The 20853-nt window shown below is 64.8% G+C and carries 19 protein-coding genes; 4 read left to right on the top strand and 15 right to left on the bottom strand.

Going from position 1 to position 20853, the window contains the following annotated elements; translation table 11 throughout:
* The first annotated feature begins 259 nt into the window (after window positions 1-259).
* Window positions 260-1162, top strand: a complete 903-nt coding sequence (locus tag NJG22_RS18625) for a LysR family transcriptional regulator (protein ID WP_253096535.1) — start codon at window positions 260-262, stop codon at window positions 1160-1162.
* Between the two features lie 10 nt (window positions 1163-1172).
* Here the strand turns inward: NJG22_RS18625 and NJG22_RS18620 are convergent, their stop codons facing one another.
* Window positions 1173-1802, bottom strand: a complete 630-nt coding sequence (locus NJG22_RS18620; protein ID WP_253096534.1) for a DsbA family protein — start codon at window positions 1800-1802, stop codon at window positions 1173-1175.
* Between the two features lie 160 nt (window positions 1803-1962).
* On the opposite strand from NJG22_RS18620, the gene NJG22_RS18615 reads away from it, so the two are divergent.
* The gene (locus NJG22_RS18615) at window positions 1963-2892 is read left to right on the top strand and encodes a class I SAM-dependent methyltransferase (protein WP_253096533.1); all 930 of its coding nucleotides are present in this window, start codon (window positions 1963-1965) and stop codon (window positions 2890-2892) included.
* 69 nt (window positions 2893-2961) lie between these two features.
* Here NJG22_RS18615 and NJG22_RS18610 read toward each other — a convergent pair whose 3' ends face one another.
* The 8 genes from NJG22_RS18610 to gcl form a co-directional block, all read right to left on the bottom strand.
* Window positions 2962-3960, bottom strand: a complete 999-nt coding sequence (locus NJG22_RS18610) for a sulfate ABC transporter substrate-binding protein (RefSeq protein ID WP_217848856.1) — start codon at window positions 3958-3960, stop codon at window positions 2962-2964.
* A 166-nt stretch (window positions 3961-4126) separates the two neighbouring features.
* Entirely contained in the window at window positions 4127-4948 is an 822-nt protein-coding gene (locus tag NJG22_RS18605) for an ion transporter (protein WP_253096532.1), read from the bottom strand.
* A 45-nt stretch (window positions 4949-4993) separates the two neighbouring features.
* On the bottom strand, window positions 4994-5869 hold the full coding sequence (locus NJG22_RS18600; protein ID WP_253096531.1) for an urea transporter: 876 nt from the start codon (window positions 5867-5869) through the stop codon (window positions 4994-4996).
* Window positions 5870-6076: 207 nt separating this feature from the next.
* A complete protein-coding gene (gene pyk / locus NJG22_RS18595; protein ID WP_217848850.1) occupies window positions 6077-7492 on the bottom strand; it encodes a pyruvate kinase in 1416 nt (471 codons plus the stop codon).
* A complete protein-coding gene (locus NJG22_RS18590) occupies window positions 7489-8763 on the bottom strand; it encodes a glycerate kinase (RefSeq protein WP_253096530.1) in 1275 nt (424 codons plus the stop codon). The genes pyk and NJG22_RS18590 overlap by 4 nt, the downstream gene beginning before the upstream one ends.
* A gap of 260 nt (window positions 8764-9023) precedes the next feature.
* A complete protein-coding gene (locus NJG22_RS18585) occupies window positions 9024-9917 on the bottom strand; it encodes a 2-hydroxy-3-oxopropionate reductase (protein ID WP_217848846.1) in 894 nt (297 codons plus the stop codon).
* Between the two features lie 177 nt (window positions 9918-10094).
* On the bottom strand, window positions 10095-10877 hold the full coding sequence (gene hyi, locus NJG22_RS18580) for a hydroxypyruvate isomerase (RefSeq protein ID WP_253096529.1): 783 nt from the start codon (window positions 10875-10877) through the stop codon (window positions 10095-10097).
* A gap of 53 nt (window positions 10878-10930) precedes the next feature.
* Entirely contained in the window at window positions 10931-12706 is a 1776-nt protein-coding gene (gcl, locus tag NJG22_RS18575) for a glyoxylate carboligase (protein WP_217848842.1), read from the bottom strand.
* A gap of 257 nt (window positions 12707-12963) precedes the next feature.
* Between gcl and NJG22_RS18570 the strand changes: the two genes are divergently transcribed.
* The gene (locus NJG22_RS18570; protein WP_253096528.1) at window positions 12964-13404 is read left to right on the top strand and encodes a heme-binding protein; all 441 of its coding nucleotides are present in this window, start codon (window positions 12964-12966) and stop codon (window positions 13402-13404) included.
* A 125-nt stretch (window positions 13405-13529) separates the two neighbouring features.
* Here NJG22_RS18570 and NJG22_RS18565 read toward each other — a convergent pair whose 3' ends face one another.
* Complete coding sequence (locus tag NJG22_RS18565) at window positions 13530-14141, bottom strand: TetR/AcrR family transcriptional regulator (protein ID WP_253096527.1); 612 nt, start codon at window positions 14139-14141, stop codon at window positions 13530-13532.
* A gap of 132 nt (window positions 14142-14273) precedes the next feature.
* On the opposite strand from NJG22_RS18565, the gene NJG22_RS18560 reads away from it, so the two are divergent.
* Window positions 14274-15188, top strand: coding sequence for a DUF808 domain-containing protein (locus NJG22_RS18560; RefSeq protein WP_253096526.1), 915 nt, complete (start codon window positions 14274-14276; stop codon window positions 15186-15188).
* A gap of 159 nt (window positions 15189-15347) precedes the next feature.
* On the opposite strand, the gene NJG22_RS18555 is transcribed toward NJG22_RS18560, so the two are convergent.
* From NJG22_RS18555 to NJG22_RS18535, 5 genes are all read right to left on the bottom strand, one after another.
* The gene (locus tag NJG22_RS18555) at window positions 15348-16130 is read right to left on the bottom strand and encodes an outer membrane protein OmpK (protein WP_253096525.1); all 783 of its coding nucleotides are present in this window, start codon (window positions 16128-16130) and stop codon (window positions 15348-15350) included.
* Window positions 16131-16481: 351 nt separating this feature from the next.
* A complete protein-coding gene (locus tag NJG22_RS18550) occupies window positions 16482-17267 on the bottom strand; it encodes an outer membrane protein OmpK (RefSeq protein WP_253096524.1) in 786 nt (261 codons plus the stop codon).
* Window positions 17268-17408: 141 nt separating this feature from the next.
* Window positions 17409-18764, bottom strand: coding sequence for a nucleobase:cation symporter-2 family protein (locus NJG22_RS18545; RefSeq protein ID WP_253096523.1), 1356 nt, complete (start codon window positions 18762-18764; stop codon window positions 17409-17411).
* Between the two features lie 184 nt (window positions 18765-18948).
* Window positions 18949-20268: a urate hydroxylase PuuD gene (locus NJG22_RS18540; RefSeq protein WP_253096522.1), complete on the bottom strand. Its 1320-nt coding sequence runs from the start codon at window positions 20266-20268 to the stop codon at window positions 18949-18951.
* Window positions 20269-20325: 57 nt separating this feature from the next.
* A complete protein-coding gene (locus tag NJG22_RS18535; protein WP_217848828.1) occupies window positions 20326-20829 on the bottom strand; it encodes an ureidoglycolate lyase in 504 nt (167 codons plus the stop codon).
* Window positions 20830-20853: the final 24 nt, after the last annotated feature.

The following is a 20853-nucleotide window of genomic DNA, read 5'->3' as shown; positions in this document are numbered from 1 at the left end:
CCGAACGAATATGCAAAAGGCTTGAGGCAGTTGGCTCATTAGCCAGCTTCTTGGCGTCCGCTGCCATGGGACAGGCCCATCTGTCCCCTTTTTGGTCCTTTTTGCGTCGTCGAACAGGCCTGATTGGCAGCCCCTCTCATCAAGGGGAGGGGCGTATTCACCGATGAAGCGACTTTTTCCGCATCCAATAGTAGGTATGTCATAAAGTAACCCCAAGTCCAGCCTGTTACCGGTCGCCGTCCAGAACAAGGAAGTCGTGATGTTCTCCAAAATCAGTCTCGAACAATGGCGGGCATTCGTTTGCACCGTCGAATGCGGCGGCTTCCAGCAAGCCGGTGAGCGCCTGTTCAAGTCGCAGTCGGCGGTCAGCCACGCGGTCAACCGCATGGCGCAGTTGCTCGGCCAGGAGTTGTTCGTCATCGAGGGGCGCAAGGCCGTGCTCACCCCTCTGGGCCAGGCGCTGTTGCCCCAGGCCAAGCACCTGCTCGGCGCAGCGCAGAAGCTCGAGCACCTGGCCAACCAGTACCAGCCGGGATTGTTCAGCGAACAGGCGCTGGCAGTGGATGTATTGTTCCCCCTCGAAGTGCTGCAGCAGGCGCTGGTGGCGTTCGCCGAGGACTACCCGGATCAGCGCATCCGTTTGTACGAACCTGCGCTTTCCGGGGCGTGCGAGCTGCTCGAGGACGGCAAGGTCGAACTGGCCATCGCCAGCCGCCTGCCGGCGGGTTACGTGCAGGAGCTGCTGCTGAACATTACCCTGGTCTGCGTGGCGGGCGCCGAGCATCCGTTGGCCCTGGCGCAGGGCAAGCTGAGCCTGGATGACATCAAGCCGCATCGCCAGGTGGTGATTCGCGACTCTGGCATCCGTCACTCGCAAAACAGCGGTTGGCTGGGTACCTCCCAGCGTTGGACGGTAAGCAGCCTGGCAACCGCCGAACGCTTTGTCGAACAGGGGCTGGGTTTTGCCTGGTTGCCGGAACACTGCGTGAACCCTGGGCTGCGCCAAGGGCGCTTGCGGCGGGTCAAGCTGCAGCACCAGCAGACACGCGAGGTGCCGATGTACATAGGCTATCCAGAAGCCTATCGGTATAGCCCACAGGTGCAGCGGCTGGCCCAGGCCCTGCGCCAGGGTTGCCGGCAGCAGTGTCCCGCCGAGCCGTGAGGCTGCCCGCCTACTGCGCCTCGCGCACGCGAGCGATGGCCTGGCGCAACTCATCCAGGCCCAGGGCGCCTGATACCAGGTAGCGCCCGTCGATCACCAGGCTGGGCACCGAACGGATGCCCAGGCGCTGACCCAGCGCCAGCTCGTCGTGCAGCAATTGCGGCCCCTGCTCGTAGAACGCCAAGGCGAATGCGGCGGTGTCCAGGCCCGTTTCCTCGGCAAGGGTCAGCACCGTGGCGTGGTCGCCGATATTGCGGTTTTCCACCAGGTGCGCCTCTTGCAGGCGTTCGAACATCCTGGCGTGGCCGGGGTTGCCGGCCAGCAGCGTGGCGGCCTGGCAGGCCAGGCCGGCGAGCAGGCCGGTGGGGTAGTCGAAGGCCTGTTGGCGCATGCCCTCGATATTGATGCGCGGGGTGTCTTCGGCCTCGGCGCAGGCGCGCCAGTGCTCGAGGATGGTCTGCTTGGCCTGGGTCATCGAGCCGAAGCGCTCGATCATCGCCTCGCGGCTGGTTTGCAGGATGAAGGTGCGGTGCTGGATGTCCAGGTTCAGTTCGGCCTGCAGCGCTTGCAGGCGTGGCGCCAGCACGAAACACCAGGCACAGACGGCATCGTGGAAAAATTCGACCTTGAGCGGGCGCATGGGCAATTCCGTTTGCAAAGGGGAGGGCGGCACTATCCCCAGTACCTGGCTGGGAAAAAAGCGACAAAAATGGCGCCAATCCACTCATCCTGTTCATCAATGGCGGCCAGTGCCGGTATCGAGCGGGTAGAATGGCGTTTTTGCCTGATCCAAGACCTACATGAGCCCAGCCATCGTCACCCTCGAGCAGCACCTGCTCGCCGCCCTCGACCCCGCCCCGAGCGAAACCCGTCGCCTGTTCCATGGCCGTGGCCGCTGCTGGCCGGGGCTGGAGCAGATCACCGTCGACTGGCTTGATGGCGTGCTGCTGGTGGCGCTGTTTCGCGAGCCGCCCGAGGGCCAGTTGGCCGAACTCGAGGCGATGCTGCGCGCCCTGGCCGAACGCCCGCAGTGGGCCGGCCAGGCCATGCTGCTGCAACACCGCTACCTGCCCGACAGCCCGGGCCAATGGTTGCTCGGCGAACCTTGCCAGCAGCGCGAGGTGGTCGAGGATGGCCTGCGCTACCTGCTCGACCTCGGCGTGCGCCAGAACAACGGCCTGTTCCTCGACATGCGTTATGGCCGGCGCTGGGTGCGCGAGCAGGCGGCGGGCAAGCGGGTGCTCAACCTGTTCGCCTACACCTGTGGGTTCTCGGTGGCGGCGATTGCCGGTGGCGCCGAGCAGGTGGTCAACCTGGACATGGCCAAGTCGGCGCTGTCGCGCGGGCGCGACAATCATCGGCTCAATGGCCATGACGCCTCGCGCGTGGCGTACCTGGGGCATGAGCTGTTCAAGTCGTGGGGCAAGGTGCGCAAGTACGGGCCGTACGACCTGATCATCATCGACCCGCCGACCTTCCAGCGCGGCAGCTTCGTGCTGACCCAGGACTACGCCAAGATCCTGCGGCGGTTGCCGGAGTTGTTGCACGAGGGGGGGACGGTGCTGGCCTGCGTCAACGATCCAGGGATCGGGCCGCAGTTCTTGATCGATGGCATGGCCGAGCAGGCGCCGGGGTTGGCGTTCGTCGAGCGGTTGGCGAACCCGCCGGAGTTTGCCGATGCCGACCCTGAAGGTGGGTTGAAGGCGTTGGTGTTTCGCCAGCAGCCTTGAGGGCGGGCTGTTCGCCAGCAAGGCTGGCTCCTACAGGGGCAGGAGCCGGGTAATGCTGGCGAAGGAGGCTTACTTGTCGGTGTAGATCTGGTCGAACACGCCGCCGTCGTTGAAGTGGGTCTTCTGCACGGTGCGCCAGTCACCGAAGGTTTTTTCCACCGAGAGGAAATCCACTTTCGGGAAGCGGTCGGTGTACTTGGCCAACACTGTCGCGTCACGCGGGCGCAGGTAGTTGTTGGCGGCAATTTCCTGGGCCGCCGGCGACCACAGGTACTTCAGGTATTCCTCGGCCACGGCCTGGGTGCCTTTCCTGGCCACCACCTTGTCGACCACGCTCACCGGCGGCTCGGCCTCGGCCGACACGCTCGGGTAGACCACCTCGAACTGGTCGCGGCCGAACTCGCGGGCGATCATCTCCGCTTCGTTCTCGAAGGTGACCAGCACATCGCCGATCTGGTTGGTCATGAAGGTGGTGGTGGCGGCGCGGCCACCGGTGTCGAGCACCGGCGCCTGCTTGAACAGCTTGCCGACGAAGTCGCGGGCCTTGGCCTCGTCACCGCCCTGCTTGAGCACGTAGCCCCAGGCCGAGAGGTAGGTGTAGCGGCCGTTGCCCGAGGTCTTGGGGTTGGGCACGATCACCTGCACGCCATCCTTGAGCAGGTCGGGCCAGTCCTTCAGCGCCTTGGGGTTGCCCTTGCGCACGATGAACACGGTGGCCGAGGTGAACGGCGCGCTGTTGTTCGGCAGGCGCGTGACCCAGTTGTCCGGCACCAGCTTGCCGTTGTCGACCAGGGCGTTGATGTCGGTGGCCATGTTCATGGTGATGACATCGGCCGGCAGGCCATCGATCACCGCGCGTGCCTGCTTGCTCGAACCGCCGAAGGACATCTGCACGTTGACCTTCTCGTTGTGCTCGGCTTGCCAGTGTTTCTGGAACGCCGGGTTGTAGTCCTTGTAGAAGTCGCGCATCACGTCGTAGGAGACGTTGAGCAGGGTGGGCGCGGCTTGGGCGAGGTTGCCCAGGGCAAGGCCGGCGGTCAGGAGCGAGGCACTTAACAGTTTTTTCACTGGGGCGAATTCCTTGTTCTGGTTCAAAGGGTTGGCGATATGCCAGCGACTATAGCGGGTGGCTTTGCGCGGGCTAAAGAACAAAACGGTCTTTGGTTATGTCGGTGTCGCCCTGTTCGCCGGCAAGCCGGCTCCTAGCGCAGGGGCCGGCTTGCCGGCGAGCGCTTCACGGCTTTGCAAACAACGCATTGCCACACCGCGAACAGAACGCCGCGCCGTGCTCATGGTGCTTCTTGGCGCAGGTCGGGCAGTCATGCTGCAACTGCTCGCCGCGCAGGGCATTGGCCAGCTCGGCGGTGAAGATGCCGGTGGGCACGGCGATGATCGAGTAACCGGTGATCATCACCAGCGACGACAGCACCTGGCCCAGCGGGGTCTTCGGCACGATGTCGCCAAAACCCACGGTGGTCAGGGTGACGATGGCCCAGTAGATGCCCTTGGGGATGCTGGTAAAGCCATGCTCGGGGCCTTCGATCACGTACATCAGGGTGCCGAACACGGTGACCAGGGTCGAGACGCTGACCAGGAACACGATGATCTTCTGCTTGCTGCCCTGCAGCGCCGCCAGCAGGTAGTGGGCCTGCTTGAGGTAGGGGCTGAGCTTGAGCACGCGGAAGATCCGCAGCATGCGCACCACGCGGATGATCAGCAGGTACTGGGCGTCGCTGTAGTACAGGGCGATGATCCCCGGCACGATCGCCAGCAGGTCGACCAGCCCGTAGAAGCTGAAGGCGTAGCGCAGCGGCTTGGGCGAGCAGTACAGGCGGGTGAGGTACTCGGCGAGGAAAATCGCCGTGAAGCCCCACTCGATGCCGGCCAGCAGCCCGGCATAGTTCTGGTGCACGTCGTCGATGCTGTCGAGGATCACCGTGACCAGGCTGGCCAGGATGATCAGCAGGAGAATCTTGTCGAAGCGCCTTCCGGCCGTGGTGTCGGTCTGGAAGACGATGACGTAGAGCCGCTCGCGCAGGCTCGCGGGGTTGTCCATGGGCTCGTTCCCTTGTGCGAATGGGCAGAGCCTAGGGGTTGGGTTTCAGCTGTGCAAGCGAGGCGCGTCGCGCCGCTGGTTGAGCCGGGCCAGGTGGCTGCCCAGGTGCATCAACCAACAGGCGGTCACGAACGGGGCGGTCAGCCCGGCAATCGGCAGCAGGTTGAACAGCGCTTGTAGCAGCAGGGCGCAGGCGATGGCAAGCAAGGTCACCCAGGGTTTCTCGCCCTGGCGGCTGAAGGCCAGGGCGGCCAACGCGGCGTTGAAGCCATACAGGCCCAGCCAGGCAGCCTGGGTTTCACCGGCCAGCAAGGCGATACCGCCGCCGATGGCCGAGCCGATCAAGGCCCAGGTGGCGGCATAGGGGTTGGCGAGGTACAGGCCGATGACGATCAGCAGGCCGGCCATGGGCTTGTCCAGCAGGAAGATCTGCCCGACCCCGCGCAGCAGGGCGTAGGCCACATCGGCCTCGACCGGGCCGTTGGCCGCGGGGCTGGCCAGCAGCAGGGCGGCCCAGCCGAGCAGCACGAAGGGCGCGGTGTAGGCGATCAGCAGCTTGCCGCCGCGCTTGCGCCACTGGTGGGTGAGCATGCTCGACAGGCCGCCGGCGGCGATGATCAGCGGCGGCAGGATTGCCGACCAGGGCAGCACGGCGCTGATCAGCAGGCCGATGAGCACGCCGTTGTAGCAGTACAGCCCGGCCTGGCGGTCGGCGCGTTCGTAGCCGCGGCGCTGGGCGGTGAGCAGGCCGGCCAGGGCCCCGAGCAGGGCGCCGCCGACCAGGTTCGGCGCGGTCAGCAGGATCGCCAGCAGGCAGCACAGGCCGCACAACGGGTTGCGCAGCAGCAGCACCTGGCTGAAGCCGTTGAGCAAGGCCGTGGCCCAGTCGGGGCACGGGTTGATGAAATTCTTGGTGTACATGGGCAGTCGATAAGGTGAGTGGGGGAGCGGTGGGCCTCTTTGGGGCTCGGTTTTGCGCAGTTCGTTTGCATCGGTGTATGGGCAGGGCTGCGCCCTGCAATCGCGACACAAGGTCGCTCCTACAGGGATCGTGTATTCATGCCTGGGGGCGATCCCTGTAGGAGCGGCCTTGTGTCGCGAAAGGGGCGCAGAGCGCCCCCGGCGATCTCAGACCAAGGTCTCGATCCGCAAGGTGTTAGTCGAGCCCGGCTTGCCGAAAGGCACACCGGCGGTGATCAGCAGGGTGTCGCCGCGGCTGGCCATGCCTTGGGCCTGGGCGATTTCCAATGCGGTGGAGACCACCTCGTCGACCTGGCGCAGGCGGTCGTTGACCACCGAGTGCACGCCCCAGGTCACGCTCAGGCGCCGCGCGGTGTTCAGGTTCGGCGTCAGGTTGAGGATCGGCGCCCGTGGCCGCTCGCGGGCGGCGCGCAGGGTCGAGGCCCCCGACTCGCTGTAGTTGACCAGCACCGCCACCGGCAAGATACCGCTGATGCGGCGGATCGCGCAGCTGATGGCATCCGACACCGTGGCCTCGGCCTTGGGCCGGCCGACGTCGAGCTGGGCCTGGTAGTCCGGGCCGTTTTCCACCTGGCGGATGATCTTGCTCATCATCTGCACCGCTTCCAGCGGGTAGTCGCCCGAGGCGGTCTCGGCCGACAGCATCACCGCGTCCGCGCCTTCGGCCACGGCGTTGGCCACGTCGGTGACCTCGGCGCGGGTCGGGGCCGGCGAGAAGCGCATCGATTCGAGCATCTGGGTGGCCACCACCACGGGTTTGCCCAGCTGGCGGCAGGTGCCGATGATGCGCTTCTGGATCTGCGGCACGCTCTCGGCCGGCACCTCCACGCCCAGGTCGCCACGGGCGACCATGATCGCGTCGGACAGCTCGGCGATGGCCTGCAACTGCTCGACCGCCGAAGGCTTCTCGATCTTGGCCATCAGGTAGGCGCGGTCACCGATCAACTGGCGCGCTTCGGTGATGTCCTCGGGGCGCTGGACGAACGACAGGGCCACCCAGTCCACGCCCAGCTCCAGGCCGAAGGCCAGGTCGCGGCGGTCCTTCTCGGTGAGCGGGGAGAGGTCGAGCACCGCTTGCGGCACGTTGACGCCCTTGCGGTCGGACAGCTCGCCACCGTTGAGCACTTCGGTGTCGATCGCGTCGCTGTGCTTGGCGGTGACCCGCAGGCGCAGCTTGCCGTCGTCCAGCAACAGGTCCATGCCCGGCTCGAGAGCGGCGATGATCTCTGGGTGCGGCAGGTTGACCCGGCGGCTGTCGCCGGGGGTCTTGTCCAGGTCCAGGCGCAGGGCCTGGCCGCGTTGCAGCTGGACCTTGCCGTCGGCGAAACGGCCCACGCGCAGCTTCGGCCCTTGCAGGTCCATGAGGATGCCCAGCGGGTAGTTGAGCTGCTGCTCGACTTCGCGGATCCACTGGTAGCGCAGGGCGTGGTCGGCGTGCTCGCCGTGGCTGAAGTTGAGGCGGAAGATGTTCACCCCGGCTTCGACCAGCTGGCGGATGTCGTCGATGCCTTCGATCGCAGGGCCGAGGGTGGCGAGGATCTTTACTTTTTTATCAGGCGTCATGATTGGGCAGTCTCGAGGATCAGGATGGCGCGGAAATCGTTGACGTTGGTGCGGGTCGGCTCGGTGACGATCAACGCGTCGAGGGCGGCGAAGTAGCCATAGCCGTTGTTGTTGTCCAGCTCATCGCTGGCCGACAGGCCCAGGGCTTCGGCGCGGGTGTAGCTGCTTGGGGTCATGAAGGCGCCGGCGTTTTCTTCCGAGCCGTCGATACCGTCGGTGTCACCGGCCAGGGCATGCACGCCCGGCAGGCCCTTGAGGCTTTCGGTAAGGCTGAGCAGGAACTCGGCGTTGCGCCCGCCACGGCCGTTGCCGCGCACGGTGACGGTGGTCTCGCCGCCGGAGAGGATCACGCAAGGCGCCTTGAGCGGCTGGCCGTGCAGCACGATCTGCCGGGCGATGCCGGCATGGACCTTGGCCACTTCGCGCGACTCGCCTTCCAGGTCGCCGAGGATCAGTGGGCTGAAGCCGGCCTGGCGGGCCTTGACCGCGGCGGCCTCGAGCGATTGCTGGGGGCGGGCGATCAGCTGGAAGTGGCTGCGCGCCAGCGCCGGGTCGTCGGCCTTGACGGTTTCCGAGGCGGGGTTGTGCAGCCAGTCGAGCACCGCTTGCGGCGCCTGGATGTCGTAGCGCTTGAGGATCGCCAGGGCATCGGCCGAGGTGCTCGGGTCGGCCACGGTGGGGCCGGAGGCGATGACCGTGGCGAGGTCGCCGGGCACGTCGGAAATCGCGTAGGTGTAGACGGTGGCCGGCCAGCAGGCCTTGGCCAGGCGGCCGCCCTTGATCGCCGAGAGGTGCTTGCGCACGCAGTTCATCTCGCCGATGGTGGCGCCGGACTTGAGCAGCACCTTGTTGATCTGCTGCTTGTCGGCCAGGGTCAGGCCTTCGGCTGGCAAGGCCAGCAGGGCCGAGCCGCCGCCGGAGAGCAGGAAGATGACCCGGTCGTCTTCGCTGAGGTTGCTGACCAGGGCCAGCACACGCTTGGCCACGGCCAGGCCGGCGGCGTCGGGGACCGGGTGGGCGGCTTCGACCACCTCGATCTTCTGGCAGTTGGCGCCGTGGCCGTAGCGGGTCACGACCAGGCCCGAGACCTCGCCCTGCCAGCTCTTCTCGACCACTTCGGCCATGGCGGCGGCGGCCTTGCCGGCGCCGATGACGATGACCCGACCGCTACGGTCGGCGGGCAGGTGGGGTTCGAGGACCTGGCGCGGGTGGGCGGCGGCGATGGCTGTGTCGAACAGCTCGCGGAGAAGTTTTTGCGGATCGACCGACATGGCAGGCTCCCAGTTATTGTTGTTCTGCAGAATCGAAAACGCCCCTGGAACTGCCTCCGTGCAGGCCGAACCAGGGGCGGGTGTTGCTCGGGGTCACCAGGTGAGCCTGTGGTTGCAGGTTCATCGGTGTTGAATCTGAGATCTTGGGGGCGCTTTGCGCCCCTATCGCGACACAAGGCCGCTCCTACAGGGGATTGCGTACCGCCTGTAGGAGCGGCCTTGTGTCGCGAAAGGGCTGCGCAGCAGCCCCCGGATTCAAATCACTTGTCGTCGCGGATCGAGAAGTTGGCCATGTGCTCCAGGCCCTTGATCAGCGCCGAGTGGTCCCAGTTGCCGCCGCCCAGTGCCACGCAGGTGCTGAACACTTGCTGGGCGTTGGAGGTGTTGGGCAGGTTGATGCCCAGCTCCTTGGCGCCTTGCAGGGCCAGGTTCAGGTCCTTCTGGTGCAGGTTGATGCGGAAGCCCGGGTCGAAGGTGCCCTTGATCATGCGCTCGGCGTGCACTTCGAGGATCTTCGACGAGGCGAAGCCGCCCATCAGCGCTTCGCGCACCTTGGCCGGGTCCGCGCCGTTCTTGGCGGCGAACAGCAGGGCTTCGCCGACGGCCTGGATGTTCAGGGCGACGATGATCTGGTTGGCCACCTTGGCGGTCTGGCCGTCGCCGTTGCCGCCGACGCGGGTGATGTTCTTGCCCATGGCTTCGAACAGCGCCAAGGCGCGCTCGAAGGCTTTCGGGCAGCCGCCGACCATGATGCTCAGGGTGCCGGCCTTGGCGCCGACTTCGCCGCCGGATACCGGGGCGTCCAGGTAGGCGGCGCCGGTGGCCTTGATCTTCTCGGCGAAGGCCTTGGTGGCAGTGGGCGAGATCGAGCTCATGTCGATCACCACCTTGTTCGGGCCGACACCTTCGACGACACCGTTCTCACCGAACAGGACCGCTTCGACCTGCGGGGTGTCCGGCACCATGACGATGATGAACTCAGCTTCCTGGGCCACTTCCTTCGGGTTGGCCAGGGCCACGGCGCCAGCGGCGATCAGGTCGGCCGGGGCGGCGTCGTGGTGGGTGGAAACGAAGATGCTGTGCCCTGCTTTTTGCAGGTTCTGGGCCATGGGCTTGCCCATGATGCCGGTGCCGAGGAAACCGATTTTAGCCATGAGAGTTCTGCCTCTTTGTATTTGTATGAGCAGGCGACCTGGCCCTTGTAGGAGCGGCCTTGTGCCGCGATTGGGGCGCGAAGCGGCCCCACGATTTCGGTCATTTCAGCGATTGCCGGGGGCTGCTGCGCAGCCCATCGCGACACAAGGCCGCTCCTACAGGGACCGAGTGCATCCTTAGATTGCGTTGTGCGTCTTGAGCCAGCCCAGGCCGGCTTCAGTGGTGGTCTTGGGCTTGTATTCCGCGCCCACCCAGCCCTGGTAGCCGATGCGGTCCAGGTGCTCGAACAGGAAGCGGTAGTTGATCTCGCCGGTGCCTGGTTCGTGGCGGCCGGGGTTATCGGCCAGTTGCACGTGGTTGATCAGCTTCAGGTGGGTTTCCAGGGTGCGCGCCAGGTCACCTTCCATGATCTGCATGTGGTAGATGTCGTACTGCAGGAACAGGTTGTCGCTGCCCACCTCGGCCTGGATCTCCAGGGCCTGCTGGGTGGTGTTCAGGTAGAAACCCGGGATGTCGCGGGTGTTGATCATTTCCATGACCAGGCGGATGCCGGCGGCCTTGAGCTTATCGGCAGCGTAGCGCAGGTTGTCCACGAAAGTCTTGCGCACGGTGGCGCAGTCCGGGCCTTGCGGGCGGATGCCGGCCAGGGCGTTGACCTGGGTGTTGCCCAGCACCTTGGCGTACGCGATGGCCTTGTCGACCCCGGCGCGGAACTCTTCGACGCGGTCGGGGTGGCAGGTGATACCGCGCTCACCTTTCGACCAGTCGCCCGCAGGAAGGTTGAACAGCACCTGGGTCAGGCCGTGGGCGTCGAGCTGCTGCTTGATCTGGGCGGCGTCGAAGTCGTACGGGAACAGGTATTCGACACCGCTGAAACCGGCGTCGGCGGCCGCCTTGAAGCGGGCCAGGAAGTCCTGTTCGGTGAACAGCATGGACAGGTTGGCAGCGAAGCGAGGCATGGGTTGTCTCCTTGCGATGAAGGCCCCCGGGCATGCCCGGGGGCGTCAGGCGATCAGTCCAGCAGCGAGATGGCGGTTGGCGCGTCGTTGCCGACCAGGGCGAGGTCTTCGAATTCGTTGACCGCGTTGATCTCGGTGCCCATGGAAATGTTGGTGACGCGCTCGAGGATCACCTCGACCACCACCGGCACGCGGAACTCTTCGGCCATCTTCTGCGCCTTGAGCAGGGCAGGGGCGATCTCGGCCGGTTCGAACACGCGGATGGCCTTGCAGCCCAGGCCTTCGACCACGGCGACGTGGTCGACCCCGTAGGTGGCGGCGTCGGTCGAGTTGATGTTCTCGAACGCCAGTTGTACACAGTAATCCATGTCGAAACCACGCTGGGCCTGGCGGATCAGGCCGAGGTAGGCGTTGTTCACCAGCACGTGGACGTACGGCAGGTTGAACTGCGCGCCGACGGCCAGCTCTTCGATCATGAACTGGAAGTCGTAGTCACCGGACAGCGCGACCACCTTGCGCTTCGGGTCGGCCTTGACCACGCCGAGGGCCGCCGGGATGGTCCAGCCCAGTGGGCCGGCCTGGCCGCAGTTGATCCAGTGGCGTGGCTTGTACACGTGGAGGAACTGCGCGCCGGCGATCTGCGACAGGCCGATGGTGCTGACGTAGCAGGTGTCCTTGCCGAACACCTCGTTCATTTCCTGGTACACGCGCTGCGGCTTGACCGGCACGTTGTCGAAGTTGGTCTTGCGCTGCAGGCTCGCCTTGCGCTGCTGGCAGTCTTCCAGCCAGGCCTTGCGGCACTTGAGCTTGCCTGCGGCCTTCCACTCGCGGGCCACTTCGAGGAACACCTCCAGGGCGGCGCCTGCGTCGGAGACGATGCCCAGGTCGGGGGTGAATACCCGGCCGATCTGGGTCGGTTCGATATCGACGTGGATGAAGCGGCGGCCTTCGGTGTAGACGTCGACGGAGCCGGTGTGGCGGTTGGCCCAGCGGTTGCCGATACCGAACACCAGGTCGGATTTGAGCAGCGTGGCGTTGCCGTAGCGGTGCGAGGTCTGCAGGCCGACCATGCCGACCATCAGTTCGTGGTCGTCCGGGAGGGTGCCCCAGCCCATCAGGGTCGGTACCACCGGCACGCCGGTCAGTTCGGCGAACGCGACCAGCTTGTCGCTGGCGTCGGCGTTGATGATGCCGCCACCGGCCACCAGCAGCGGACGCTCGGCGTCATTGAGCATGGCCAGGGCTTTTTCCGCCTGCTTGCGGGTCGCGGCTGGCTTGGTCACGGGCAGCGGCTCGTAGGCATCGATGTCGAACTCGATCTCGGCCATCTGCACGTCGAACGGCAGGTCGATCAGCACCGGGCCCGGGCGGCCAGTGCGCATCTCGAAGAAGGCCTTCTGGAACGCGTAGGGCACCTGGCCCGGTTCCAGCACGGTGGTGGCCCACTTGGTCACCGGCTTGACGATGCTGGTGATGTCGACGGCCTGGAAGTCTTCCTTGTGCAGGCGCGCACGCGGGGCTTGGCCGGTGATGCAGAGGATCGGGATGGAGTCGGCCGAGGCACTGTACAGGCCGGTGACCATGTCGGTGCCGGCAGGGCCGGAGGTGCCGATGCACACGCCGATGTTGCCCGGGTTGGCGCGGGTGTAGCCCTCGGCCATGTGCGAGGCACCTTCGACGTGGCGAGCGAGGACGTGATCGATGCCACCGACTTTCTTCAGGGCCGAATACAGCGGGTTGATGGCAGCCCCTGGAATGCCGAACGCGGTATCTACACCTTCACGGCGCATGACCAGAACGGCTGCATCGATTGCTCTCATTTTGCTCATGGGTTGTGCCTCATCGATTTTGTAATTGTATACAACTTGTGTTGCGGCAGAGTGTATTCATGCTCGGCGCAAAAGGTCAATCCATTTTCGTCGGCAGCTTTGACTCAGCGGTCATGCCACGGAAAGGCGGCATTTCGTCGCACTGAGAGAGAATGAATTAAAAAATTGTATACAAACCGTGTCTTTGTTGTGTTCTATCTTGTCTATTGGTTTTCAACTGCCCTCAGGGCTTCTCACAACAAGAAGAGGACCTTTTCATGAACGCATTGACCCTGAAACAGGCCGTTGGCGTGGTCAACGCCGCGCTGGCTGCCGGCCGCAAGATCAACGCCGCGCCCCTGACCGTGGCGGTGCTCGACGCCGGTGGGCACCTGCTGGCGTTGCAGCGCGAGGATGGCGCCAGCCTGTTGCGCCCCGAGGTGGCCATCGGCAAGGCCTGGGGCGCGGTGGCGCTGGGCAAGGGCTCGCGCCTGCTGGCGCTGGACTCGCAGCAGCGCCCGGCCTTCTATGCCGCCTTGAACGGCCTTGGCGAACGGGCGGTGGTGCCGGTGCCGGGTGGCGTGCTGGTGCGTGATCAGCAGGGCAAGGTGCTGGGCGCGGTGGGGATCAGTGGGGATACGTCGGATATCGACGAGCAGTGCGCGATCAGTGCGATCGAAGAGGTGGGGCTGACGGCGGATGCGGGGGTTGCTGCGTAAGGCTCGTCATTTTGGGGGCGCTCTGCGGCCCATCGCGACACAAGGCCGCTCCTCCAGGGAAATGCGTAACCTCTGTAGGAGCGGCCTTGTGTCGCGATGGGCTGCAAAGCAGCCCCATTGGCCGGTCAGGCGGCCTCAGGCTCGCAGCCCTTGAGCACCAGGCGGATGATGGTCTCGGCCGCCGCGTCGTAGTCGCTGTCGTCCAGCTTGGCCTTGCCGGTCACCACGGCAATCTGCCAGTCGAAATCGGCGTAGGTCTGGGTCGCCGCCCAGATGCTGAACATCAGGTGGTGCGGGTCGACATTGGCGATCTGCCCGCGTTCGAGCCAGCGCTGGATGCATTCGATGTTGTGCCGGGCCTGCTCGTTGAGCTGCTCGACCTGGCGCGGCGACAAGTGCGGCGCGCCGTGCATGATCTCGCTGGCGAACACCTTGGAGGCATGCGGCAGGTCGCGGGAGATGCGCACCTTCGAGCGAATGTAGGCGCTCAACACCTCTTTTGGATCACCGTCGGCGTTGAACGGCGTCGACGCCTGCATGATCGGCGCGATGATGCTCTCCAGCACCTCGCGGTAGAGGTTTTCCTTCGACTTGAAATAGTAATAGACGTTCGGCTTGGGCAAGCCGGCCTTGGCCGCGATATCGCTGGTCTTGGTGGCGGCGAAGCCCTTGTCGGCGAATTCTTCACTGGCCGCGCGCAGGATCAGTTCCTTGTTGCGCTCGCGAATGGTGCTCATTGTCGGGGATCTTCCTCGTGTCTGGCCCCTTGCAAGAAGGGTCCGGCATGGTAGCACCCGCTCCGACGGACGCTCAAGGCAGCGACTTTCGGCTAGAATTCGCAGCATTCAACCCACTGGAAACAGGCAAACATGGCAGGAAGCAGTCTACTGGTATTGATCGACGACATCGCCACGGTGCTCGACGATGTCTCGCTGATGACCAAGGTCGCGGCGAAGAAGACCGCCGGGGTGCTGGGCGACGACCTGGCGCTCAACGCCCAGCAGGTCACGGGCGTGCGCGCCGAGCGGGAGATCCCGGTGGTCTGGGCGGTGGCCAAGGGCTCGCTGCTGAACAAGGCGATCCTGGTGCCGGCGGCGCTGTTGATCAGCGCGTTCATCCCTTGGGCGGTGATCCCGCTGCTGATGCTCGGTGGCGCCTACCTGTGCTTCGAGGGCTTCGAGAAACTGGCGCACAAGTTCCTGCACAGCAAGGCGCAGGACCAGGCTGAGCATGAGGCGCGCAAGGAGGCGGTGGCCGATGCCAATGTCGACCTGGTGGCTTATGAGAAAAGCAAGATCAAGGGCGCGGTGCGCACCGACTTCATCCTCTCTGCCGAGATCATCGCCATCACCCTGGGCACCGTGGCCGATGCGCCGCTGAGCCAGCAGATCATCGTGCTGTCGGGCATCGCCGTCGTCATGACCCTGGGGGTCTACGGCCTGGTGGCCGGTATCGTCAAGCTCGACGACCTGGGGCTGTGGATGACGCAGAAGGCGTCGAGCCTGGCCCGCGCCGTGGGTAACGGCATCCTGCGCGCGGCGCCGTACATGATGAAGAGCCTGTCGGTGATCGGCACCGCGGCGATGTTCCTGGTCGGTGGCGGCATCCTGGTGCATGGCATCGCGCCGCTGCATCACGCCATCGAGGCGTTCAGCGAAGGCCGGGGCGGGGCGTTGACCGGGGCCTTGCTCAATGGTGTGGCGGGGGTGATTGCCGGGGCCGTGGTGCTGGCGGTGGTAGCTGTGGCCAGCAAGTTGTGGCGGGCGGTAAAACAGGCCAACTGAAGCGCCTGCCCGGGGCCTTTCCCGGATCGCCTGTAGGAGCGGCCTTGCGTCGCGAAAGGGCCGCGCAGCGGCCCCAGGATCTCGGCATCATGCAAAATCGCCAGGGCCGCTGCGCGGCCCATCGCGACACAAGGCCGCTCCTACAGGTTATGCATCAGATCAGAAGTGCACCTTCACCAGGAAGCTCATGGTGTTCTGATCGGTGGTGAAGGCATCGCTGTCCTTGATGCCGTACTTGTTCTTCCAGTAGTCGTACTCGATACCCACGTACAACTGCTTCTCGCCCAGGTGCAAGGCCTTGCCCAGGTCGTACTTGACCTGCGGGTTGAAGTGCAGGTTCGCCTGATAGGTGCCGCGACGGTTCTCGTCGTTGTCCACCACCCAGTCCATGAAACCGTCGATGAGAATGTCGGAGGAGCCCACCGGAAGGGTGTACGACCACACCGGGGTGATCTGCCAGACGTTGTCGCCCGGACGGCTGCCGTCGGTGGTGCGCTGGTAGAAGTTCAGCTGGAAGTAGTCGAAGCCAGGGATCGCCAGGTCGAAGCCGGGGCCGATCAGGTAGGCTTCGGTGTCACCTTCGCCGAACTCGTAGGTCATTGCCAGCAACACGTCCTTCACTGGGCCGAACTCGAGCTTCTGGTCGAAGATCTTGCCGAACGAAAGGCGCGGGCTGAACTCGCCGTAGTAGGTGTTCGGGCCGTTGCTGGCGTCCTTCTTGCCCTGGTAGAAAATCTTGTCGAAGAAGAAGAAGTTGTCGCCGTACTTCCATGCATCGGCGTGCTCGAAGGTCACGGTCTGCTGGGTCTCGGGGTTGACCTTGAAGTTCTTGCCCCACAGGTAGGTCAGGCTGTTGTTCTGCCATTGCAGCAGGTCGCCGGCTTGGCTGGCGCCGTAGGCCAGCAGGCCAGCGGCGAGGATCAGGCTGTTGATGGTACGCATTGCGAGTGTCGCTCCCTTGAGTTGGATCTGTTGTCAGCGCTCGGGCGCTGTTCTTGTCTTTTGGGTCAGCTTTTTTCGATTGGCCACAGCTGTTTGGCAAGCGCTGCGCCAACTTTTCCACGTTGGGCACAACCATCCTGCTCGACGTCTTTCTGAACGGATGAAATGGGTATTTCACGCTGGCAACACGTCGGCCAACCGCCCGGAATCATTGACTTGGCGGTCAGCAAACGCGGGCAGGATCCTTCCTGCCCCGATCGAGGGGGCGCGCAGATTACTCACTTGCGCGCCGGGCCTCAAGTGCTCCGTCCCGGAGCACGGTGTCACGGGGTTGGGCGAGCGCCCGTCGGGTTAGAAATGCACCTTCACCAGGGCACTGGCGACACTCTGGTTGCTGTCCAGCTTGCCGCGGCTGTCGATGCCGTACTTGTCCTTCCAGTAGCTGTACTCAAAGCCCACGTAGAGCTGCTTGGCGCCCAGGTTCAAGGCCTTGCCCAGGTCGTACTTGACCTGTGGGTTGAACTGCAGGTTGGCGTGGTAGGTGCCGCGGCGGGTCTGGTCGTTGTCCACCACCCAATCGATGTAACCGTCGATCAGAATGTCGGACTTGCCCACCGGGATGGTGTACGACCAGGCCGGGGTGATCTGCCAGACGTTGTCGCCGGGGCGGCTGCCTTCGGTGTTGCGCACGTAGAAGTTCAGGGTGAAGTAGTTGAAGCCGGGCACGTTCAGGTCGAAGCCGGGGCCGATCAGGTAGGCCTCGTTGTCGCCCTCGCCACGTTCGTAGGTCATGGCCAGCAGCACATCCTTGATCGGGCCGAAGGCCAGGTTGCGGTCGAGGATCTTGCCGAACGACAGGCGCGGGCTGAATTCGCCGTAGTAGGTGGTCACGCCTTTGCCGGGGTCGGCCTTGCCGTTGTAGAAGATCTTGTCGACGAACAGGAAGGTATCGCCGTACTTCCATTTGTTGGCGTGCTCGAAGGTGATTGTCTGCTGGATCGAAGGGTTGACCTTGAAGTCCTTGCCATACAGGTAGGTCAGGCTTTCGCCGTGCCACTGCAGCCATTCGCCGGCGTGGGCGGGGAGGGTGGCCAGCAAGGTGCTGCCGAGCAAAACGGACGAGGTGATGCGCTTCATGTTGTGATTCCCGGACTTATTGTTTTTGTTTGGGCTTTTTTGGCGCGCAGGCGCCCCGGGCGGCCCATTCCGGCGGGCCGACGGTAGTGCGTTACGACAGGGGTGGAGCGGGGCGGCCGGCGAGGCGCCGCCCCTGGTCACTCAATGCTGATGACAGGCGTCGTTGTGCGCGGCGCGCTCGGCGCCGCCGAGGATGTTGAACAACAGGTTCAGCACCAGGGCGCTGAGGGTGGCCATGGCGATACCGCTGTGGGTGATCGGTTCCATCCACTGCGGCATCTGCGCGAAGAACTCCGGGCGCACCACCGGGATCAGGCCGAAACCGACGCTCACCGCCACCAGTAGCTGATTGCGACGGTCGGCGATGTCCGCCTCCTGGAGGATCTTGATCCCGGTGGCGGTGACCATGCCGAACATGGCGATGGACGCGCCGCCCAGTACCGCAGGCGGGATCGAGGCGATCAGGAACGCCGCCTTGGGCAGCAGGCTGAGCAGGATCAGCAGCGCCCCGGCCATCACCGTGACGTAGCGGCAGCGTACCCCGGTCATCTGCACCAGGCCGATGTTCTGGGCGAACGAGGAGTGGGTGAAGGTGTTGAAGAAACCGGCGATGAACGAGGCGCCAGCGTCGCACAGCAAGCCGCGGCGCAGCATCCCCGGGGTCACTTCACGGTCGGTCACCTTGCCCAGGGCGAGGAACATGCCGGTGGACTCGACGAAGATGATCACCACCACCAGGCACATCGACAGGATCGGCGCCAGGCTGAAGGTCGGCATGCCGAAGTGCAACGGGGTGACCACCTGCAGCCACGGCGCCTGGTCCAGGCCCGACAGGTCGACCATGCCGATGGCGCCGGCGAGGATGTAGCCCAGGCCCATGCCCACCAGCACCGAGACGTTGACCCAGAAACCACGCATGAAGCGGTTGATCAGCAGGATCACCGCCAGCACCAAGCCGGCGACCATCAGGTAGATCGGCGCGCCGAAGGCCGTGGCCTGTTGCCCGCCGCCGGCCCAGTTGACCGCCACCGGGAACAGCGACAGGCCGATGGAGGTGATGACCGTGCCGGTTACCAGCGGCGGGAAGAAGCGCACGACCTTGGACATGAACGGCGCGATCAGCATGCCGAAGAAGCCGGCGGCGATGGTTGCGCCGAAGATCCCCGGCAGGCCGACGCCGGGCATGCCGGCCATGGCCACCATGCTGCCGACCGCGGCGAAGCTGGCGCCCATCATGACCGGCATGCGAATGCCGACCGGGCCGATACCGAAGGATTGGATGATGGTGGCAACGCCGGCGACCAGCAGGTCGGCGTTGATCAGGAAGGCGACTTCCTCGCGGGACAGGCCGGCGGCCTGGCCGATGATCAGGGGCACGGCGATGGCGCCCCCGTACATCAGCAGCACATGTTGCAGACCCACCAGGATCAGCTGGAACAGGGGCAGGGGCTGTCGTGGCGGCGCAACGGGGATGTACGCCTTGGGTGACTCGGACATGCAGCACCTCGAGTTTTGTTTTTATTCTCGGATCCAAGCGGGCGACTTCACGTGGCAGGCTCCGGTGAAGGAGACTGGTGGCCCGCGTGAAGACGTACGCTCGATGCTTGCTTGTTGCTTGGAGCTGGTAATCGAGGCCGGGAGTGCCGGCCTCGTCGCGGGGCGATTTCGCCCCGAGGGTGTCTCAGTTGACCTGCGCGCCTTTGGCGATCCAGTCGCCGACCAGCTTGCGTTCCTCGACGGTCATTTGGGTGATGTTGCCCAGCGGCATGATCTGGCTGGCCACGGCCTGCGCCTGGATGCGCGCGGCCTGGGCCTGGATCTGCTGCGGGGTGTCGAACATCACGCCGGCCGGGGCGGCGCTGAACAACGGGCTGGTCGGCTTGGCCGAGTGGCACACGGTGCAGCGTTCCTGGATGACGTCGTGGATCTTGCCGAAGCCACCGGTGGCGGCCTGGGCACTGGCCTGGGCCGGTTGCTCGGCAGGCGCCTGGGCAGGCTTGGCGGCCTCCTCGGCGCGCAGCTCGGCGGCAGTCTTGCCACCTACCGCGGTGGCTGGCAACGGCTGGTACTCGACCTTGGCGGCGGCCTGCTCAGGGGCGCTCGGCAGCGGCTTGGGGCCGGTCACGTAGGCCAGGCAGATCATCGCCAGGGCGCCCACGGGCAGGGTCCAGGCGTACTTGTTGCTGTCGTGGCGGGTGTTGAAGTAGTGACGGATCAACACCGCGGCCACCGCGATCCCGGCCAGGATCAGCCAGTTGTACTGGCTGCCATAGGTGCTCGGGAAGTGGTTGCTGATCATGATGAACAGCACCGGCAGGGTGAAGTAGTTGTTGTGGCGCGAACGCAGCAGGCCCTTGGCCGGCAATACCGGGTCGGGGGTCTGGTTGTTCTCGATGGCCGCCACCAGCTGGCGCTGGGCCGGCATGATGATGCGGAACACGTTGCCCACCATGATGGTGCCGATGATCGCGCCGGTGTGCAGGTAGGCGCCACGGCCGCTGAACACCAGGCTGAAGCCCCAGCAGGCGGCGATGATCAGCACGAACAGCACGGCGCCGAGCAGGGCCGGCTTCTTGCCCAGGGGCGAGTCGCAGAGGAAGTCGTAGATGAACCAGCCGGCGATCAGCGAGCCGATACCGATGGCCACGCCCTCGGCACCGCTCAGGGAGCTGCCCGGGGCCAGCAGGTACAGCGTCGGGTTCCAGTAGAACACCACGCACAGCAGGGCGATCCCGGACATCCAGGTGAAGTAGGCTTCCCATTTGAACCAGTGCAGGTTCTCGGGCATTTTCGGGGGTGCCAGCTTGTATTTTTCCAGGTGGTAGATACCGCCACCGTGGATGGCCCAGAGGTCACCCGACAACCCATCGCGCGGGTTGCTGCGGTTCAGGTGGTTCTCCAGCCAGACAAAGTAGAACGATGCACCGATCCAGGCCACGCCGGTGATCATGTGAACCCAGCGAATGCTCAGGTTCAGCCATTCGTGAAGGTGTGCTTCCACAGTATGTACCTCTCGCCGGCTACCCTCGGGGCGGACCCTGGGATGACCGACCTTTTCTTATTGGTGGGGATTGAGGATCAACATCTGTTCCTCGGGGAAGTAATGCTCATCGCAGTTGTTGCCGGAACCACTGCGATCAACCACCAGGAAGTCATCCCGCTTTTCGATCGTCAGCACCGGGTGGTGCCAGACGCCGCGATGGTAATTAATGCCCTGCCTGCCATTACTGCGGAAGGCGCGGACCAAGCCTGATACAGGTGCATCGCCAACGGGCGCGACCACGATCAGAAAGGGGTTGCCGAGCAGCGGGATGAAAGCCTGGCTGCCCAGCGGATGGCGTTCCAGCATGCGTACGGTCAGCGGCATGTCCAGCGCATCGGCGCGGAAGATGCTGATGATCGCCTTGTCCTCGGGCTCGGCGGTCTCGACCGTGGCGAGCTTGTGGAAGCGCATGGTCGAACCGTTGTTGATCATGAAGTGGTCGCTGCCGTCGGTTTCGATCACGTCACCGAAGGGGGCGAAGGCTTCTTTGCTCAGGGGTTCGATCATCAGGGTGCGCATGCGGTTATCTCTTCTATTCGTTGT

The sequence above is a fragment of the Pseudomonas sp. VA159-2 genome, assembly GCF_024126635.1.
Lineage (GTDB): Bacteria > Pseudomonadota > Gammaproteobacteria > Pseudomonadales > Pseudomonadaceae > Aquipseudomonas > Aquipseudomonas muyukensis.
This window is presented reverse-complemented; position numbering and strand designations above follow the sequence as displayed.

What these genes read in the sequence shown, in the direction of transcription:
- gcl (WP_217848842.1), bottom strand. Translation starts at nt 12,706, where the DNA reads ATGAGCAAAATGAGAGCAATCGATGCAGCCGTTCTGGTCATGCGCCGT.
- NJG22_RS18590 (WP_253096530.1), bottom strand. Translation starts at nt 8,763, where the DNA reads ATGTCGGTCGATCCGCAAAAACTTCTCCGCGAGCTGTTCGACACAGCC.
- NJG22_RS18545 (WP_253096523.1), bottom strand. Translation starts at nt 18,764, where the DNA reads ATGTCCGAGTCACCCAAGGCGTACATCCCCGTTGCGCCGCCACGACAG.
- NJG22_RS18570 (WP_253096528.1), top strand. Translation starts at nt 12,964, where the DNA reads ATGAACGCATTGACCCTGAAACAGGCCGTTGGCGTGGTCAACGCCGCG.
- NJG22_RS18605 (WP_253096532.1), bottom strand. Translation starts at nt 4,948, where the DNA reads ATGGACAACCCCGCGAGCCTGCGCGAGCGGCTCTACGTCATCGTCTTC.
- pyk (WP_217848850.1), bottom strand. Translation starts at nt 7,492, where the DNA reads ATGACGCCTGATAAAAAAGTAAAGATCCTCGCCACCCTCGGCCCTGCG.
- NJG22_RS18615 (WP_253096533.1), top strand. Translation starts at nt 1,963, where the DNA reads ATGAGCCCAGCCATCGTCACCCTCGAGCAGCACCTGCTCGCCGCCCTC.
- NJG22_RS18620 (WP_253096534.1), bottom strand. Translation starts at nt 1,802, where the DNA reads ATGCGCCCGCTCAAGGTCGAATTTTTCCACGATGCCGTCTGTGCCTGG.
- NJG22_RS18585 (WP_217848846.1), bottom strand. Translation starts at nt 9,917, where the DNA reads ATGGCTAAAATCGGTTTCCTCGGCACCGGCATCATGGGCAAGCCCATG.
- NJG22_RS18625 (WP_253096535.1), top strand. Translation starts at nt 260, where the DNA reads ATGTTCTCCAAAATCAGTCTCGAACAATGGCGGGCATTCGTTTGCACC.
- NJG22_RS18600 (WP_253096531.1), bottom strand. Translation starts at nt 5,869, where the DNA reads ATGTACACCAAGAATTTCATCAACCCGTGCCCCGACTGGGCCACGGCC.
- NJG22_RS18565 (WP_253096527.1), bottom strand. Translation starts at nt 14,141, where the DNA reads ATGAGCACCATTCGCGAGCGCAACAAGGAACTGATCCTGCGCGCGGCC.
- NJG22_RS18550 (WP_253096524.1), bottom strand. Translation starts at nt 17,267, where the DNA reads ATGAAGCGCATCACCTCGTCCGTTTTGCTCGGCAGCACCTTGCTGGCC.
- hyi (WP_253096529.1), bottom strand. Translation starts at nt 10,877, where the DNA reads ATGCCTCGCTTCGCTGCCAACCTGTCCATGCTGTTCACCGAACAGGAC.
- NJG22_RS18560 (WP_253096526.1), top strand. Translation starts at nt 14,274, where the DNA reads ATGGCAGGAAGCAGTCTACTGGTATTGATCGACGACATCGCCACGGTG.
- NJG22_RS18555 (WP_253096525.1), bottom strand. Translation starts at nt 16,130, where the DNA reads ATGCGTACCATCAACAGCCTGATCCTCGCCGCTGGCCTGCTGGCCTAC.
- NJG22_RS18535 (WP_217848828.1), bottom strand. Translation starts at nt 20,829, where the DNA reads ATGCGCACCCTGATGATCGAACCCCTGAGCAAAGAAGCCTTCGCCCCC.